Source organism: Algoriphagus sp. UBA3586 (assembly GCF_002376385.1).
Classification (GTDB): domain Bacteria; phylum Bacteroidota; class Bacteroidia; order Cytophagales; family Cyclobacteriaceae; genus Algoriphagus; species Algoriphagus ornithinivorans.
Genome location: NZ_DFMT01000005.1, coordinates 583 through 19266 on the forward strand (window position 1 = coordinate 583; position 18684 = coordinate 19266).

Sequence of the window (18684 nt, forward strand, 5' to 3'; positions counted from 1 at the left end):
AAGCGAGAGGCGAGAAGCAAGAGACGAGAATTCAAAAATAGCACTGACACTCAATTAATCAATTACTCAGTTACACAATTACTCCTTTCAAAATAACTCAATAACCAAATTGCCAGAGTAAACACTAAATAAAAAAACTTTACACAATCTGTCCCTTTCAAGTCCATTTTTTATTATTCAAACAGCAGTTTTAATAGAACATTTATTAGATATTTTGAATTTTTTCAAGTAAATTACCTAAGGGTCAAAAATTTACCTCCACAGATTTTTGTGGTTGACCTCTTTTCATCAGCTGAGCCCAACTAATAATTAGCTGAAATGGTATATTGACATCGGTTCTGAGACCTCCCATTCTCAGTTAGTTTTTCAGAGTCCTCATTTATCTGACTCTTTTCAAAAAATAATTTCTATGAAATACTGCTTCTTTTTCTTGGTGCTTTTGGTTGCTCCCAATCTTTACGGCCAGTCTAGTTCATCTATTCAAACTAAGACCAATGAATTTTTAAATACTTTAGAAAGCAAACAAAGGCAGCAAATCAGCATAGCTTTTACCGACAGCGCAAGAATTAACTGGACAAATCTTCCTTTAGGGTTGGCTCCAAGGAATGGATTGGCCTTCGGCGAGCTATCTGACAAGAGCAAAATTGCCTTTCATCGGATTTTGAGTGAAATCCTCAGTTCCCAAGGATATCTCAAAACTTTCGCCATCATGCAATTGGATGATATACTACATGAACTTTTTGAAATAAAATACCAGGAGGGGGCTATCAATGAAAACTCTATAAAAATGATACGGGGGCTCAACTGGGATTATGGCAACTATTTTATTGCGATTTCGGGCAATCCGCAAACGGACCTTGTCTGGGGGTTAAAGTTTGAAGGGCATCATATTTCCCTGAACTTAACTGTATCAGGAGATAATTTTTCAATGACTCCTTTATTCCTTGGTTCAGATCCTGCTGTAGTAGAAAACACCCAATATGCAGGGCTTAGACCCTTGAGCAAGGAAGAAGATTATGGCTTTTGGCTGGTGAATACACTCAATGATGAACAAAAAGCCAAAGCAACACTAGCCATGGAGGTTCCCGGTGATATCATCACCAGCCCGGGAAGGCCGCAGTGGCTAGAAGAATATCAGGGAATCAAAGGTTCCGAAATGTCAGAAGCCCAGCAACAGATTTTGCACTACTTGATAGAAGAATATATAGCCAATCTTGAGCATGAAAAATCCGAGGAATACCTGCAAAAACTACATAGTGCAGGTATGGACCAAATATATTTTGCCTGGATCGGAAGTTATGAGCCGATGAAACCGCATTATTACATTATCCATAGTCCGGATTTTCTGATAGAATATGATAATGTTGGATTCCTGGATAATGCCAACCATATCCACACCATTTGGAGGGAAAAAGGCAATGATTTCGGTGAAGATATTTTGAAAAAACACCGAATGGCCCATCATCATTAAACCTAGTCCTTACTCACTGAATTGTTATGAAATGCCCATGAGAAAAAATATCACACAACTTGTCCCGAACTTGTTTCGGAAGGGGGATGATTATCCTGGGCATTCCATCTGACCTCTAAAAACAAATTATAAACAGATGAAAAAAGGAGCATTTTTAATTCTTGTATTTTCATTGACAGTGTTTGCTGTCAAGGCTCAACTCAGGCCACAGGTAGAAATCCAAACTAGCCATGGATCAATCATTATCGAACTCTATCACGAAACCCCATTGCATCGTGATAATTTTTTGAAATTGGTTCAAGAAAATATTTATGACAGTCTCTTGTTTCACCGGGTGATAGAGAACTTCATGGTTCAGGCAGGAGATATCAAAAGCAAAGAAGCTGTTATTGGAGACCCATTAGGAAGCGCAGACTTGCCTTACCAAATTCCGGCAGAAATCCAGCCTGGACTCTTTCATCAAAAAGGAGCGCTGGGAGCTGCCAGAACCAATAATCCTGCGAGGGCTTCTAGCAGTACACAGTTTTATTTGGTTCAGGGAAAAGTCCAAAATGACAGTCTCTTAACACATAATGAAGGAAGAATCAATTCCTTTTTACAAAGACACTTTGCTGTCAATAATCCCAATAACAAAAGCTTGCTCGACTCTATTGAACTGGCCAGAGAGTCCAAAGATAGTTTACTGAGAGCTGAATTGGCAAGTCGATGGGAAAGCAGAATAAAAACTCAAGATTTTGATTCATACACGATTCCAGAGCATCATAGGAAAATTTACCAAGAGATGGGAGGCACTCCTCATTTGGATCAAAACTATACAGTATTTGGGCAAACCATCTCAGGCATGGAGGTGATAGATGCAATTGCTACTGTCGCAACTGACTCCAGGGATCGGCCGAAAGAAAATGTATACATCCTCAAAATGACTTGGTTAAACCCGCCTAATCCTTAGAAGACATGAAAAAATCCAGTCTGATTTTCTGTTTTTCACTGCTATTTTTTGCCTGTAAGGAGACGCTCCCTACCGAACAAAAAAGCGAGCTTCCTAATATCGTCTTTATTTTCACGGACGACTTAGGCTACGGCGATCTAGGTTGCTTCGGAGCTACAGATATCACGACTCCCCATATTGACAGAATGGCAAAAGAGGGGATCAAATTCACCTCGTTTCTCTCTGCCTCCCCTGTTTGCAGTCCTTCCCGAGCCGGCCTTTTAACGGGGAGAATGCCTCAGAGAATGGGTATCAACTCAGTTTTTTTCCCGGAAAGCTTCACCGGAATGGATCAGGAGGAGATCACTTTTGCAGAGATTTTAAAAGAGAAAGGCTACCGAACAGGCATTGTGGGAAAATGGCATTTGGGGCACATGGAAAAGTTTCTACCCTTGAACCAGGGTTTTGACACTTATTACGGCATCCCTTACAGCAATGATATGGAGTCGGTAGTCTATCTCAAAGATTTTGAATTGGACTCGATTCAAGTTAATCAGCGGTTTACGACCAAGACCTACACCGAGAAATCCCTGCAATTCATCGAAGACGCTGGAGAAAACCCATTCTTGCTCTATCTGGCTCACAACATGCCCCATGTGCCCATTTACGCTTCTCCGGAGTTTGAAGGAAGTTCCAAAAGGGGCTTGTATGGAGATGTGATTCAAGAAATAGACTGGAGTGTTGGGGAGATTTTGAGGAAGCTGGAAGAAAAAGGGCTGATGGAAAACACATTGGTGATTTTCTCTTCCGATAATGGTCCATGGCTGGTTATGGAAGATCATGGAGGTTCGGCAGGACCACTTCGGGAAGGTAAGCAATACACTTTTGAAGGGGGAGTCAGGGTTCCTACCCTAGCGATGTGGAAAGGCAAAATTGCACCCGGCCAGGTATATGAAGACTTGGCCACTCAAATGGATTGGTTTCCTACCTTTTGTAAAATAGTTGGTGCCGAAATTCCACAAGATAGAGCCATTGACGGAAGAGACCTTAGCACGGTTTTATTTGAAAACGGAACCCGTGAGGGGAAGGAATTTCTATACTTCATGGGAGCAGATCAAAGAGCCTATCAGGAGGAAGGATGGAAAGTGAAGAGGCCTTTTGGGGGATATCAGGGAAGTCCGGGAATGAAAGCTGTAGCTCCTCATGACACCTTGCTATTTAATTTAAAATCTGATCCGGGAGAAACCCAAAATCTAGCAAAGGAAAACCCGGAAAAGCTAGCTCAAATGATGCGAGCTATGGATTTGGCAGTCCAGCAGTTGGGGCCATTACCGGAAAGTAAAATTGTCAGAAGTCCTTCCGATAATAGCCATTATGAGTATTTGAAACAAAAAAGACAGAAAGGTGAAAATTAGATTTCACTACATATGGATATTTTTAATCAGCTGCTCTATAGCAAGGGGGCAAGGGCAAATTGTTGCCCAAATCGACAGTCTTTGCGAGCTCTCCTATCAGCAATATGGGGACTATAATTATCTGGAGGCCATCAAATGTGCCGAAAAGGCATTAGAAATCAGCAAGGAACTAGACTATTCAACTGGCCAGATTAAAAGCGAATTTTACAGAATCATGGCCAAGCAGGAATATGAACCCTCAACTTATAATCCTAAGCCCATAGAGGATCTGATTCCCAAACTCCAGGAGGCTGGACTTGATAGAGAAAAAGCTCGAGCACACACTTTTGTAGCTGGTATTTATGCCTTTTTTGGAGATATAGAAAAATCCATAGAAAACCACCTCATTGCATTAGATATGTATGAGGCCAAGGATGACTCCCTCGGGCTGGCAAGTGTACATAATAATATGAGCTTGGTTTATTATGATCAGCATGATTATGAAGAAGCCTTTTTCCACGCCAGAAAATCAATGGCCTTGGAAAAATCTCAAGGAGACCCTCAAAGAATTCACTCCAGCCTAAATAATTTAGCTATCATTTTTGAGCATACCGGTCCACTGGATTCTGCTATTTATTACCACCAGATGGCTTTAGAAAAAGCCTATGAAAGCAATAGCCCCTATTCCATAGGATTATCTCTGAGCAATTTGGGGAATAACTATGCGATCAAAGGAGATCTAGACCTTGCAGAGAAAACCTTATTACGCGCCTTGGAAATCCGTGACTCTTTAGGGTATTCGAGAGGCTTAGCCTACACACATAATAGGCTGGCAAGTCTTTATGTAGAAAAAGAAGAGCTAGGAAAAGCACAGATCCATGCCGAACAATCTCTGGAAAACGCACAATCTGCCTCCGAGGTCAAAGTCATTCGAATGGCCTATGAAAGACTAATGGAAATCGCAGAAGAAAAAGGCGACTACAGAGCAGAATTGGATTATTTGAAAAAAGCTACACAACTTAAAGATAGTATCCGGAACGAATCCAATACCAAGGGCATTACCCAAATGAAACTCAACTATGAATTTGCCAAACAGCAACTTTTAGACAGTATTCAAAACGAACAGGAAAGGAGGGAAAGTGCCTTGTTATTTGACGAGCAACTGAAGGTCGCAAGAAACCAACGCATCATTTTTATGGTAAGTGGTGTTCTCTTTTTGGTGTTAGCAATCGGCTGGTGGAGAAGATACAAGTTTGTGAAAAAATCAAGTTTAATCATTCAGCGTGAAAAGGAAAGATCAGATAAATTATTACTGAATATACTACCGGCAAAAGTTGCTGAGGAGTTAAAAGAAAAGGGAAACTCAGAAGCTCGGGATTTTGAAGAAGTCACTGTCATTTTCACAGATTTTGCTGACTTTACCAAAAAAGCTCAGCACCTCACCGCCAAGGAATTGGTGTATGAATTAAATATTTGTTTCAAAGCTTTCGATTTGATCATGGAAGAGTTTGGATTGGAAAAAATCAAAACCATAGGAGACGCCTATTTGGCAGCCGGGGGATTGAATAATCAATCTAATGTACATGATGTAATCAAGGCTGCTATTAAAGTCAAAGATTTTATCAATCAAAGAAACTTTGATCCATCCATCCCCTCCAAAGCCAAATTTGATATGCGGATAGGTATTAACACGGGACCTGTGGTAGCTGGTATAGTGGGTATCAAAAAATTTCAATATGACATCTGGGGAGATACAGTAAATACAGCTCAGCGAATGGAAGCTTGCTGCGGTCTCAATAAAATCAACATCTCCGAGCTCACTTATAATCTCATCAAAGACGATACAGAGTTATGTTTCGAGCATAGAGGAAAAGTACAAGTAAAAGGTAAGGGCTTATTGAATATGTGGTACGTTGAACCAAAGAAAAATCAACTTCAAAAATTCCAGGAAATTCAAATGCAAAGCATTAAATAAAGGAATCCTCCTAAATATCAATGATTAAGCAATCTTTTGTGGATGTTTTGCCTATCTGCTCATTTACTCATTAGCGAATTGCTTGGACAGGCGAGTCTTTCGGAAGCTGACTCTTAGCCATTTTTTTTCTAACTGGCAGAAAAACAGACAAACAAGGACAAAAACACCACAAACTAAAAGCCTTCCAAAAAGTTCTAACTTTTTCTTATTTCAAATCAGTCTAATTACAATTAATTGATTTACAGCTATTTAAATTGATTCTATGCAAACAGCCTATTAGATTAGAATTTAAACTAAACAAAACTATTATGGCTATCAGATTAGGAAATAATTGTCAAAACTGTGAAAATTTAAAAGCTGACAAAGTATGTAAAGTCCATGGTGTAGAAGTTTCAGGCAACTATACCTGCGATCAATTTGAAATGAAGGCAGCACTGAAAGATGATAGAAATTGCACTACCTGTTTGAGATACGAAAGAGAGGATTGCGCTAATCCACAACACGCTGCTCCTGGTATGATGTGTGCCAGCTGGGCTCCCAACAGAGTGAGTGCCTAAGGCTTTAAATAACTTCTGTAAAAGCTTCCCCAATAGAGCAAAACATGCCAGTTTAACTCTGGTTATTGCTTCTTTAAATTGGGGAAGCTTTTTTTATTCATACCATTTTCCAACTAGGATCTGGAGACTTCTATATAACAGGAGATCAACCTAATTAGCTGATTTTTATAAGAAATGCTTATCTTCTGACAGAATCTAATATCCTGAATGAGAGCGACTCTGTATTTATTTTTGTTTTTTCTTATTTTTTCCTGTTCAAGAAAAGAAGAGGCTCCTCAAAAAAAGCTTCCAAATATCCTTTTGATTGTTGCCGATGATTTAGGTTATGCAGATTTAGGATCCTTTGGAGGAAACATAGAAACGCCAAATTTGGATCAACTTTCTGCTGAAGGAATTCGATTCAGTCGCTTTCATACAGCCCCTTTTTGTGCTGTCACAAGAGCCATGCTATTGACCGGAAATTACAGTCATGTGGCAGGAATGGGTTCGCAGGATTTGGTCAGTGATGTACCCGGATATGAAGGCAAACTCAGTGACCGAGTCATTCCTCTTCCTTCTTTGCTCCAAGAAGCAGGATATCACACCTACATTGCTGGCAAATGGCATTTAGGCTTGACTGAAGAAGCTAATCCTGCCAACAAGGGTTTTGAAAATTCCTTTGTCACCTTAGAAGGCGGAGCCAATCATTACAGTTCGCGTGGGATATTTCCAGAAACTCCCGAATCCATTTACACTGAAAACGGAGTTGAAACAAATTGGCCAGAGGGAGCCTATTCCACTGATTTATACACGGATAAACTTCTGGAATATATATCCTCCAATTTGGATGATCAACAGCCTTTCTTTGCTTTTGCAGCCTATACTTCTCCCCACTGGCCTCTTCAAGTAGATGAAAAATATTGGAAAAAGTATAAAGGAAAATTCGATGCGGGATATGAACAATTAAGAGCTGATAGATTGGAGTCCCTTAAAGAAGCGGGAATGATTCCAAGCAATTCTCAGGTTCCTCCTCTCCACCCTGCTATCAAACCTTGGAACTCATTGAGTGCTGAGGAACAAAAAAAAGAGGCCCGAAAAATGGAGCTTTATGCAGGAATGGTGGATAATTTGGATGAAAATATTGGTCGACTTTTCTCTTTTTTAAAGGAAAAAGGAGCCTATGAAAATACGCTAATCATTTTCATGACTGATAATGGAGCAGCTGGAGAAGATTTCTTCTATTCGGATTATTTCGGGCCATTCTTAAAAGAATATTACACAGACGAATATTCCCAAATGGGAAAAGAAAACTCCTTTATTTCCTATGGCCCGCAATGGGCGGAGGCAGGAAGCTCTCCTTTTTATCTCTATAAGGGCTTTACCAGCGAAGGTGGAATGACTGCTCCTTTAATCATCTCAGGAAGTCCTGTCAATCTCAAAGGAAAAATCCATGATTCATTTCTAAGCGTCATGGATATCGCCCCAACTATTTATGATTTGGCAGGCATCACATACCCGGATCAATTTCAGGAGAAAGCAGTGCAAAAACCCGTAGGGGAATCTATTCTTCCCATCTTGAAAAATGAAAAGTCAGAAGCTCATGATTCCACTTATGTTTTCGCTTTGGAGCATAGGGGCTATGCAATGCTCCGAAAAGGAAAATGGAAGCTTTTGAATTTAAAAATTCCTTTCGAAAGGGAAAATTTTGGTCTATATGACCTTGAAAATGATCTAATTGAGCAAAATGACCTTAAAAACACTTTTCCAGAAAAATATCAAGAGCTTTTGAAAGACTGGGATACTTGGTCCAAAAAAGTGGGCGTACAAACTCCAACTCCTCAACCCAAAAAATAATTCTACGCTATGTCAGAAAGTAAATCGGGAGAACTGAAACGAGAACTGGGTTTGATGGGCGTCATCACCAATGTTTTAAGTATTTCCATAGGCAGTGGGATATTTCTTTTGCCCGCTCTGGTCTATGTAATTTTGGGCCCTTCCAGTATCCTGGCCTACATTTTTTGTGGGCTGATATTTCTCTGCTTAGGACTATGTTTCGGCGAGCTGAGTAGCAGAATTCCCGACACCGGTGGGATGTACGTGTATATCCAAAGAGCATTCGGACCCATGGCAGGTTTTGTTTCTAACATTCTCTATTGGCTGGGAGTAGGTGTCTTGGCTTGTGGTGCCTTGATGAATGCTTTGGCAGACATAGCAGGAACCTATTTTCCCGTTTTCCAGCTGACTTGGGTTAGAATCACTTTTTTTGGAGCCATTATCATTTTCAGCTGCTTTCTTAATATCAAAGGAATCAAAGACAGTATGCTTTTCATCAAAGTTTTGACTTGGACCAAAGTCCTTTCATTAATGTTATTGGTGATTTTTGGTTTTACAAGAATTGACCCTGCCAATATCGCTTGGCAGGGATTCCCGGAATTCGGGAAAATCGGAGAGGCTTCCATTTTATTGATTTTTGCTTTCCTGGGCGGAGAGCTAGCCTTGGCTTCAGGAGGGGAAATGAAAAATCCCAGCCGAACAGGCCCTTTAGGTTTCATTATAGGTGTAGTCTTGGTGATTCTTGCATTTTGTGCCATCCATCTTGCCGCACAAGGTGTATTGGGCACTTCCATGCTAAGCAACCAGGAGGCTCCTTTGGCTGAACTGGCAAAAGCGCTTTTCGGTGAAGTAGGCTTTTTAATAGTCTTAGCCCTTTCTTTTATTGCTGTTTGGAGTACGCTCAGCTCTATTTTGACATTGCTTCCTAGAGTTCTTTATGCAGGAGCCAAAGACGGCTTATTACCCGATGTCTTTTCCAAGATTCACCCAACTTATAGAAGCCCTTTTGTGGCGATAGTTTTTCTGGGTTTTCTGGAGTTTGGGTTTGCTGCTTCGGGGAGCTTTAGATACTTGCTGGTATTAGTGACAGGAGCTTCCTTACTTATCTATTTTGGGGCAGTTTTGGCTTTTCTCAAACTTCGATGGAATAGCAAAAATCAAGACCCGAAAATTTTCAAGGTTCCCGGAGGAAATCTGATTGGCCTTATCACACTTATAGCTTTGGCTTGGGTGTTCTTTCAATTAACTAACAAAGAGCTACTGGCACTGGGGATATTTATCCTAGTTTTAATTTTACTCTATATTCCTGTTGCTATTTTTAAGAATAAAAAATTGAGAACTATCAAAAAGAACATATAAAATCAAGATGGGACAAAGGCAACCAGCAGGGATGTATTAAATCCATGCGAAGATTCCATTTGTCCTAAAAATTTAAATTATAAACACATGAAAAAAATACTCTTACTCTGGATTATTTGTCTGGGAATGATTGCCCAAGTAGAGGCTCAGGTAAAGACAGCCCTTCAGCCACTGGACCTTTTCGATATGGAATATGTCACTGAGCCCAGCATATCACCGGATGGAAGCAAAGTGGTATATGTCCGTAATTTTAAGGATATCATGACTGACAGAGACTATTCAAATCTCTGGATTGTCAATAGCGATGGAAGTCAGAACCGTCCCATCACTCAGGGAAATCAGCGGGACTACGCTCCTGTATGGTCTCATGATGGAACCAAGCTTGCATTTCTTTCAAATCAACAAGATGACAAGACCAAGCTTTTCGTCCATTACTTTGATACCCAAACCTCCGTTGCCCTGACCAATTCGGCTGTTCCTCCGGGCTCTGTCTCTTGGTCTTACGACAATCAGAGTTTGGCCTTCACCCAATTTGTGCCTTCCACTCCAAAATCGCTACTCAACATCCCATCAAAACCTACAGGAGCGGACTGGAATGCAGCCCCTATCTACATTGACGAGATGGTCTACAGGAGAGATGGAGCTGGCTATGTAAAACCTGGAAACAGACAGATTTTCACCATTGGTTTAGCCGGTGGCACTGCCAGACAATGGACTTCGGATGACCACAATTATGGAAGCCCGGTGTGGTCAAAGGATGGAAAATCTTTGTTCTTCTCCGCCAATCTTAGAGAGAATGCAGAGTTTGAACCAGCTAATTCAGAAATCTATCAACTGAACTTAACTGATGGAAGTATCAAAGCATTGACTAACCGATTTGGTCCTGACTCTGGCCCGGTGCTTTCTCCTGATGGGAAAAAGATTGCCTACACAGGGAACAATGACACTTTTCAGGGATATCAGGTCACTCACCTATACGTGATGAATACTGATGGCAGCGGTGTGAAAAATTTAACGGAAGACCTGGATAGGGATGCCTCCAATCCTCAATGGGATGCCAATGGACAAGGCATCTATTTTCAATATGATGAGTTTGGCGATACCAAAGTGGGTTATGTAGCCCTGACCGGCAAAGTAAGAACCATAGTTGATGGGCTGGGAGGATTGGATTTGGGAAGACCCTACAATTCGGGAACTTATTCTGTTTCTGCCAACAATAAAATTGCATTCACAGAAGGAGGTCCAGAACACCCGGCAGATTTAGCCATTTGGAGCAATGGAACTAAAACAAGGGTTACTCGCCTGAATGACGACCTTTTCTCCTACAGGAAAATCGGAAAAACTGAAGAGTTATGGTGGGAATCCAGTTTTGATGGTAAAAGAATCCAGGGCTGGATTGTAACGCCTCCGGATTTTGATCCTTCCAAAAAGTACCCTTTCATCCTGGAAATTCACGGAGGTCCATTTGCCATGTACGGACCGTCTTTTGCGTATGAAATTCAAGCTTATGCGGCTGCGGGATATGTGGTGCTCTATACCAATCCTAGAGGGAGTACGGGATATGGTCAGGAATTTGGCAATTCTATTCACCATGATTACCCAAATCACGACTACGAAGACTTGATGTCAGGCGTAGATGCTGTTATAGAAAAAGGCTATATCGATACGGACAATTTATTTGTGACAGGGGGCTCTGGCGGTGGTGTCTTGACTGCTTGGATCATTGGAAAAACCGACCGATTTAAAGCTGCCGTCGTCGCGAAGCCTGTAATCAATTGGTACAGCTTTGTATTGCATGCAGATAATCCAGTATTCTTCACCAAATACTGGTTTGGAGCAAAACCATGGGAAGATGTAGAATACTATCACCGACGATCACCAATCTCTTTGGTGGGAAATGTAAAAACTCCAACCATGCTGTTAACGGGAGAGAACGACTATAGAACTCCTATCTCTGAGTCTGAGCAATATTATGCGGCACTCAAGCTTCAGGGTGTAGAGTCTGCTATGGTTAGAATTCCCAATGCCTCTCATGGCTTAGTCAATAGACCAAGTATGCTATTAGGTAAGAATGCAGCGATTTTGAGTTGGTTTAATCATTACAGAGACAAGAAATGAAACTTGTTTTCGGGATCATATTAATACTATTGCCTATATGCTCTATTGCGCAAGAATCTGAAGAATCGCAGATTCTTGCGCTCAGGGCAAAATCCAATGCAGCCCTAGGCGCTTTTGATGAGGAGCTCAATGCTACTTTTTTGACGGACGATATTTTGATTACCACTGGGGCGGGAACTTTGATTTCGGGAAAAACTAAGCTTTTGGAATATATCAGGAAAGCAAGTGGCCCAAGGATGTATTGGATAAGAACTCCCGATGAAATCATCGTCAACCCTGAAACTCAACTTGCTTGGGAAAGTGGAACATGGAAAGGATTTGCGGAAGGTTCGGGAGAATCTATCGTAGGAGGAAATTATGCAGCCCAATGGACCAAAAAGTCCGGGCAATGGTTGATTCAGTCAGAATTGTTTGTGGCTTTACCTGACATCGAATAGAATATTATCATTTTCCTTTAGGAATAAGGACTCCTTACTAAAAGTGTCATATTCTGAAAACCAGATAATTACCCGTAAAAAATAATAGGCTAACTAAAGAAAATGACTATTTTTAGTTAGTTCTAATTGTTTGATGGTATGGTTTTTTGTTTTTTACTCAACCTAATTCTATTTATTGGCCCCAAAGACTCCCTCATTACGGTGACTAGCTCCATGATGGACCGGGATTTAATTAGTTTAGGCAGCTTAGAAGATTGGAAGTTCCAAGGAGGAGATAATTTAGAATGGGCAAATCCATCCTATGATGATAGTGATTGGACCCGCTTTTCCCCTTCAGGTCTTTCAGAACCTATACCAGATTCATTATGGAATAATTATGGTTGGTTTAGGCTAAGCTTTAAGGCAGATTCCAGTATCTACGAGCAACCTTGGAATTTATACTTTTACACTTGGGGGGCGGCAGAAGTATACCTAGACGGGAAATTAGTTCACACCTATGGAAAATTCTCTTCCACTCCTGAGGAGGAGAAGACTTTTATGCCAATTAGCAAACTCCATAGGCCAATTCAGATTCTACCAAAAGAAAAACACTTATTGGCTGTCAGGTTTTCTTACCATAATGGGAAAGTATATAAAAAATATTTAGATATTTTAAGTGGAAGTTTTGGTTTTGGTATTGGAATAACAGGAAATCAAATAAACGATCTAATAACAAAGGATGAGAACAACAATAAAATTGTAACTTATTCGGCAATCTCAATGTTATTGATTATATTTATACTTTTATCCTTTTTCATTTATTTAGACCCGAAAGACAACACATATTATTATGTAAATTTTATAATACTATTTTGGATATTTCATTCAATCACTCCATTTATTTTTAAGCTAAATGACTTTAGTATTTTTTCTTATATATTAATTGGCATTTATTATGCAATTCTCACTTCAGGGCTGGCAATTTCTTTTTATCCCTTCGCTATCAGCTCTATTTTTAATCTAAAGCCCTCTAAAACATTTACTTATTTACCGTACTTTGTACCAATATTGGCAATATCTACAATCATTTGGCCTTTCACATATTCTCTTTTATTCCGAGGCCTATTTTTAATACTGGTAATAGTATTTACTGTTAAAATTCTCATTAAGGTAAAAAATGAAAAGCAAAAGGGTGTTGGAATTGCAACTTTTGGTTTTTTAGGATCTCTAATAGGTATTTTGATTGCAGTGTTCTTCGAAAATTTCTTCAATATACCAAATACAATTTTTTCAATTTTTAGAGTAATGACATATGTCTTTATCCCACTTGGAATGGCATTACTAATTGGATACAGATTTTTTCTCTTAAATATTAACTTAGAGAATCAAGTTGTAGAGAGAACCGCCGAACTTAACCAATCTCTAGAAAATTTAAAGTCCACTCAAGCCCAACTGATCCAATCAGAAAAAATGGCTAGCTTAGGAGAATTGACGGCAGGAATCGCACATGAAATTCAAAATCCTTTAAACTTTGTCAACAACTTTTCAGAAGTTAGCGAAGAGCTAATTGACGAACTTCAAGAAGAGATAGAGAATGGGGAGTTTGATGAGGTCAAACTTATTGCTTCAGATTTGAAAGAAAATCTTTCTAAAATAAACCATCATGGCAAAAGAGCCGGTGCAATTGTAAAAGGAATGCTTGAACATAGTCGTAGCAATTCCAGAGAAAAGTCAGAAACAGATATCAATGCGTTGGCAGAGGAATACCTTAAATTGAGCTATCATGGTCTAAGAGCCAAAGACAAAAGCTTTGAAGCATATTTCAAAACTGATTTAGATCCTGATTTACCTAAAATAAAAGTAGTAACTCAAGATTTGGGAAGAGTATTTTTAAATCTTATCAACAATGCATTCTATGCAGTCAATGAAAAAGCAAAACTGGGCAGTAACGGCTATCAACCTGAAGTCATCGTCTCCTCCAAAAAGAATGAAAATGGAGTGGAAATTTCAGTCAAAGACAATGGAAATGGAATACCGGATGCCATTAAAGAAAAAATCTTCCAACCTTTCTTCACTACCAAGCCAACAGGCTCAGGAACTGGTTTAGGGCTTTCTCTTTCTTACGATATTATCAAAGCGCATGGAGGGGAGTTGAGAGTCATAAGCGAAGAAGGAAAAGGAACGGAAATGAAAATTACACTTCCTATCCACAAGGATTCATGATCTCATTTTTCCGAAAAATCCGCCAGAAACTCTTAACCCAAAATAGGGTCACAAGATACCTAATCTATGCCTTTGGTGAGATATTCTTAGTGGTCATCGGGATTTTGATCGCGCTTCAGGTTAACAATTGGAAAGAAAAAAGGAAGAACTTGAAATCCTAAAAGAGTGCAAATCAGAGTTAATGACGGATCTGAAGGAAATCAATCTAAACATTTAGGAATTAAGATAAAGCCAGAGTTAGTTAAATCTAATCATTGATTGATTGGCAAACGATGCCACCAATCATGGTTCACTTGCCTCCTATTTTTATAACACACTTCTTCCTATTCATTTTGTCCACTCAATTAGTTTCTTTGAAACGGCCAAGCCAAAAGAATTAGATATAATCTCCAATTCCGATCTTCGGAAGCAATTGATTTCTTTATATGATTCTCAATATGACGGTTTCTTGTAGGTAGAAAATGAGAAATTAGAGAACTAGTCGCATTTGGACAGTCTGCATGGAAGTTTAAGAGCCTTCTCCATAAACCAAGCTCCCTTCATTTCTATAACTAGCTTAGAATTCCTAAGCCATCCAGACCTATAATTAGTTCTTCATCTCAATAATTCTTCCTGGAGTCCAAGGGGCTTGATTTGCATCGAGTTCCGTATTGATCGCTGGTACATTTACCTCTACCAATTCCTTTAAGCTTGCGATGACCGGGCTCAAATATTTTTCAGCTATTCTTTTCACCTCTTTCGAAGTTGTCGTGGGATCCGTCAAACTTGTGGATCCAGCATAAATGGCTGTATTCACCCGGCTTATCAGTGATGGCGCCTGATCGATTTCAAGTTGGTTTTTGATTGGGTCTCCAAACATGGTCAACTCAATCTCATCCAAGGTATTTTCCATGGCATTAATTTTTTCGTCCAGCGAAGCGCTTTTCACCACTCTTGCAGCTGCCTGAAAATATTTCAAAGCTTCCCGCAGTTGATTGTAAGAATTTCTAGCTCCGTTTGCCGATTTGGATAGTTCCATCAACTGCTGATGAAAAGCCAGCATAGCGGCTGGATCTGAGATAGGGACCGATTGGTTATCCAATGTTTTTACCTCGAATGGAACTGCTGCAGTGAGAGGAGTTATTTCTCCATCGATACTCTTGGCCAGCTCCACAGTATAGCTCCCAGGAAGCACCATTATTCCCGAAGAAAGATTCTTCATCGGATCTGCGAGACTGGTATTCACTTGATCGATTGCAGGATATGTTAAATCCCAGTATACCCGATTGATGCCATCTGATGGACTACTTCTAATCTCATTGACCACCTCACCATTCACATCTTTGATGGTAAAAATCAGAAAAGGTTTTTCTTCCTCTTTCTCAGCTTGAAGTTGCTCGTAGCTCGGATAATAAACAGTTTCTCCAGCTTTTCTTTTCTCCCCTTCAGTTTTCTTTCGCTCACTTTCAAGGGTAGGATATTTCTCTTTTAGAAAATAGGTGAATGCTGCTCCAAATGGCGGATTTTCACCCAAGTAATAGGTTTCTCCCTGAAATCCTTTTGGGCCCAACCAAGAGATGGTTTTACTTGCAGCGATCGGACTGTAAGACTCATATTGCAAAGCTTCAGAAACAGGGAAAATATGCGCTTCTTTTTCCAAAAGTTCATTGGACAATTCTCGTAGTGCTGAATAATCATCAAGGATATAAAATCCCCTTCCAAATGTACCCAGCACCAAGTCTTTTTCTCTTTCCTGAATATTGATATCCCGTACCGCGATGGTGGGCAGTCCTTTTGATAGTTTTTGCCAATATTGGCCCCCATCAAGCGTAGTAAAACATCCAAACTCAGTCCCAACAAATAACAAGTTTGCTACCTCTGGGTCTTCTGCTATTGCATAAACTGATCCCCTCTCGGGCAGATTTGCTTTGATGGCTGTCCAGCTTTTTCCCATATCTGTGCTTTTCAAAAGATAGGGTTTAAAATCGCCTCGTTTGTGATTATTAAATGCCGCATACACAGTGTTCTTATCATGAGCAGAGGCGATGATTTCATTTACATAAGTCATGTCAGGCACGCCTGGGAATGAATTGTAGCGCGTCCAACTTTCCCCTCCATTTGTTGTCACATGAATGAGTCCATCATCAGTTCCAGCATACAGTAGATTTTCATCTATTGGAGATTCTGCGATTGCCACGATATTCCCAAAAGGCGTGGTGGATTCATTTTTTGCCACGGCATCCATGGGCCAAACCTTCCCCATCACTTCTAGCTTATTTCGATCTATCCCTCTTGTCAGGTCACCGCTCACTTCGCGCCAGCTTTCACCCATATCATCACTTCGATGCACTCGATCGGAAGCATAGTACAAGCGCTTGTGGTCATGACTGCTTACAAGCAAAGGTGAATCCCAATTCCAGTTGTAGGAATAATCTCCATCCAATGGCTGTGGGACAATATTCTTTGTCTGACCTGTTTTTCGGTCAAATCTGGCCAAATTCCCATACTGTGATTGACTATAAATAATATCTGGATTTTCAGGATCCACATGGGGTTCGAAACCATCACCCAGTGTGGTCACAAACCAGTTGCGATTGCTGATTCCAGTCGTCTCAGTTGTCTGCGAAGGTCCCCCAAAGGAAAAATTATCCTGAGTACCTCCATAAACATAATAGAAGGGGTAGTCATTACTGACTCCTAACTTATAAAATTGAGTGACGGGAAGATTTGGGAAGAAGCGCCAAGTTTTCCCTCTATCCCAGGATTCATAAACTCCCCCATCATTTCCATTGAGTAAATAGTTTGGATTCTTAGGATCAATCCAAAGCGCATGATTATCGATGTGCTTATTCTGCTCACCTACATTATTGAAAATCTTCCCTCCATCTTCAGAAACGGCCGCGTAGGTATTCATCACATAGACCAGGTCTACATCTACCGGATCAGCGATCACCTCCTGATAATAATTTCCACTGGATGAATAGTCACTTTGTCTGACCCAGGATTCTCCAAGATCTGTGGATTTGTAAAACCCACCTTTATCCTCTTGCGCTTCTACCACTGCGTAGATCACGTCCGGATTAGCAGGAGAAATATCCAGCCCAATTCGGCCTAAATCACCACTCGGAAGTCCTTTGACAATCTTCCGAAAACTCTTTCCACCATCGGTAGATTTGTAAACAGAGGATTCAGGCCCTCCACTGATGTATGTAAATACATGTCTTCTTCTTTGGTGCGCTACAGCATAAATCACATTGGGATTTCTTGGGTCGAGGTGGACTTCATGGATACCGGTATGCTCACTGATATCAAGAATCTTAGTCCAGTTGTCTCCCCCATCTGTTGTTTTGTATAGTCCTCTATCTCCTCCAGCACTCCAAAGTGGGCCCGTTGCCGCTACATACACCACATCTGAATTGTACGGATCAATGGCAATCATCCCAATATGCTCAGATTCTTTGAGCCCTTTATGCTCCCAGCTTTTTCCTCCATCCATACTTTTGTAAACTCCATCTCCATAGGCCACACTTCGCTGGTTATTATTTTCACCAGTGCCTACCCAGATGACGTTATGGTTATTTGGATCCATCTCCACCACCCCGATCGAGTAAGACCCTTGCGAATCAAATACCGGCTCAAAATTGAGCCCTTTATTGGTGGTTTTCCAAACTCCGCCTGCAGCAACCCCCACATAAAATTCACTTGGATTATCTGGATTAACCGCAAAATCTGCTATCCTGCCAGAAGTGAATGCAGGCCCGATAGATCGAAAAGAAAGACTATTCCAAGCCGTCTCATAAATGGCAGGTTTTCCCTCTTCCTTTTTTTGAGCCTCAGCAAAAAAAGTTAAGCCGGTTAACAAAACTAACAACAGTTGAAAAGCGATGATTTTTTGTAGCATGGGAAGTTTCTTAGGTTGATAGCGAGGAATTTAGAAAAAATCTAAGAAAATAACTGGATTACTTCCTGAAAAGGCCTTATTGATACAAACAGAAGTTCTAGCCAAATGCAATGATATTTACATCAAATCCAGAAATGGATATCAGATAGTATTGCCAAAAAACTGCGAGAAATCCATCAAATATGATACGACAAAATCTGTAGTAGGAATCTTTAGCCAAGACGAAAGCTTAAAAAAAGATTTACGATCCCTCATTGGAAATGAGACCGGCAAGGTCAATAATCTTATGACAATAAAAACACAATTGAACGACCTTGTCGAACTACTTCAAAACTTGGTTTTAGAATAATATTTTTTAAATCTCCATGAACAGGTTAAAATCAGCAAAATCTTTGGCTGAAGCATTTTCTATGACCTAGTTTAAAGGCCAAGTATTTTGCAAAGGCTTGAGCTAATCGGAAAAGAATCTATTTCCTTCGGAAACTTTTTATCCACATTCATCCCGATCTAATTACTCTCCTTACCCTGAAAAATTATCTTAATCAAAGAGT

The 18684-nt window shown here is 40.2% G+C and carries 11 protein-coding genes; 10 read left to right on the forward strand and 1 reads right to left on the reverse strand.

What is annotated here, in order from left to right; genetic code table 11:
* Positions 1-409: 409 nt before the first annotated feature.
* The 10 genes from B2906_RS00665 (at position 410) to B2906_RS00710 (ending at position 14253) form a co-directional block, all read left to right on the forward strand.
* Positions 410-1471 carry a DUF3500 domain-containing protein gene (locus tag B2906_RS00665; protein WP_286935244.1) on the forward strand — a complete coding sequence of 354 codons (1062 nt, stop codon included), beginning with the start codon at positions 410-412 and terminating at the stop codon, positions 1469-1471.
* Between the two features lie 136 nt (positions 1472-1607).
* Positions 1608-2420, forward strand: coding sequence for a peptidylprolyl isomerase (locus B2906_RS00670; protein ID WP_286935246.1), 813 nt, complete (start codon positions 1608-1610; stop codon positions 2418-2420).
* 5 nt (positions 2421-2425) lie between these two features.
* The gene (locus tag B2906_RS00675) at positions 2426-3814 is read left to right on the forward strand and encodes a sulfatase family protein (protein WP_286935247.1); all 1389 of its coding nucleotides are present in this window, start codon (positions 2426-2428) and stop codon (positions 3812-3814) included.
* Positions 3804-5768, forward strand: a complete 1965-nt coding sequence (locus B2906_RS00680) for an adenylate/guanylate cyclase domain-containing protein (RefSeq protein WP_286935248.1) — start codon at positions 3804-3806, stop codon at positions 5766-5768. The genes B2906_RS00675 and B2906_RS00680 overlap by 11 nt, the downstream gene beginning before the upstream one ends.
* Before the next feature lie 308 nt (positions 5769-6076).
* Positions 6077-6325: a hypothetical protein gene (locus tag B2906_RS00685; protein ID WP_091651431.1), complete on the forward strand. Its 249-nt coding sequence runs from the start codon at positions 6077-6079 to the stop codon at positions 6323-6325.
* A 207-nt stretch (positions 6326-6532) separates the two neighbouring features.
* Positions 6533-8158, forward strand: coding sequence for an arylsulfatase (locus tag B2906_RS00690; protein ID WP_219957633.1), 1626 nt, complete (start codon positions 6533-6535; stop codon positions 8156-8158).
* 9 nt (positions 8159-8167) lie between these two features.
* Positions 8168-9496, forward strand: a complete 1329-nt coding sequence (locus B2906_RS00695; protein WP_219957632.1) for an APC family permease — start codon at positions 8168-8170, stop codon at positions 9494-9496.
* A gap of 87 nt (positions 9497-9583) precedes the next feature.
* A complete protein-coding gene (locus B2906_RS00700) occupies positions 9584-11614 on the forward strand; it encodes a S9 family peptidase (RefSeq protein WP_219957631.1) in 2031 nt (676 codons plus the stop codon).
* Positions 11611-12051, forward strand: coding sequence for a nuclear transport factor 2 family protein (locus tag B2906_RS00705; protein ID WP_219957630.1), 441 nt, complete (start codon positions 11611-11613; stop codon positions 12049-12051). The genes B2906_RS00700 and B2906_RS00705 overlap by 4 nt, the downstream gene beginning before the upstream one ends.
* A 138-nt stretch (positions 12052-12189) precedes the next feature.
* A complete protein-coding gene (locus B2906_RS00710) occupies positions 12190-14253 on the forward strand; it encodes an ATP-binding protein (protein ID WP_286935252.1) in 2064 nt (687 codons plus the stop codon).
* Positions 14254-14839: 586 nt separating this feature from the next.
* On the opposite strand, the gene B2906_RS00715 is transcribed toward B2906_RS00710, so the two are convergent.
* Positions 14840-18133 carry a WD40/YVTN/BNR-like repeat-containing protein gene (locus B2906_RS00715; RefSeq protein ID WP_219957629.1) on the reverse strand — a complete coding sequence of 1098 codons (3294 nt, stop codon included), beginning with the start codon at positions 18131-18133 and terminating at the stop codon, positions 14840-14842.
* Positions 18134-18684 lie beyond the last annotated feature (551 nt).

Bases quoted from the DNA above. Each gene is read 5' to 3' on its own strand.
- B2906_RS00700 (WP_219957631.1), top strand. From the start codon at position 9,584: ATGAAAAAAATACTCTTACTCTGGATTATTTGTCTGGGAATGATTGCC.
- B2906_RS00685 (WP_091651431.1), top strand. From the start codon at position 6,077: ATGGCTATCAGATTAGGAAATAATTGTCAAAACTGTGAAAATTTAAAA.
- B2906_RS00665 (WP_286935244.1), top strand. From the start codon at position 410: ATGAAATACTGCTTCTTTTTCTTGGTGCTTTTGGTTGCTCCCAATCTT.
- B2906_RS00690 (WP_219957633.1), top strand. From the start codon at position 6,533: ATGAGAGCGACTCTGTATTTATTTTTGTTTTTTCTTATTTTTTCCTGT.
- B2906_RS00675 (WP_286935247.1), top strand. From the start codon at position 2,426: ATGAAAAAATCCAGTCTGATTTTCTGTTTTTCACTGCTATTTTTTGCC.
- B2906_RS00715 (WP_219957629.1), bottom strand. From the start codon at position 18,133: ATGCTACAAAAAATCATCGCTTTTCAACTGTTGTTAGTTTTGTTAACC.
- B2906_RS00710 (WP_286935252.1), top strand. From the start codon at position 12,190: ATGGTTTTTTGTTTTTTACTCAACCTAATTCTATTTATTGGCCCCAAA.
- B2906_RS00705 (WP_219957630.1), top strand. From the start codon at position 11,611: ATGAAACTTGTTTTCGGGATCATATTAATACTATTGCCTATATGCTCT.
- B2906_RS00695 (WP_219957632.1), top strand. From the start codon at position 8,168: ATGTCAGAAAGTAAATCGGGAGAACTGAAACGAGAACTGGGTTTGATG.
- B2906_RS00670 (WP_286935246.1), top strand. From the start codon at position 1,608: ATGAAAAAAGGAGCATTTTTAATTCTTGTATTTTCATTGACAGTGTTT.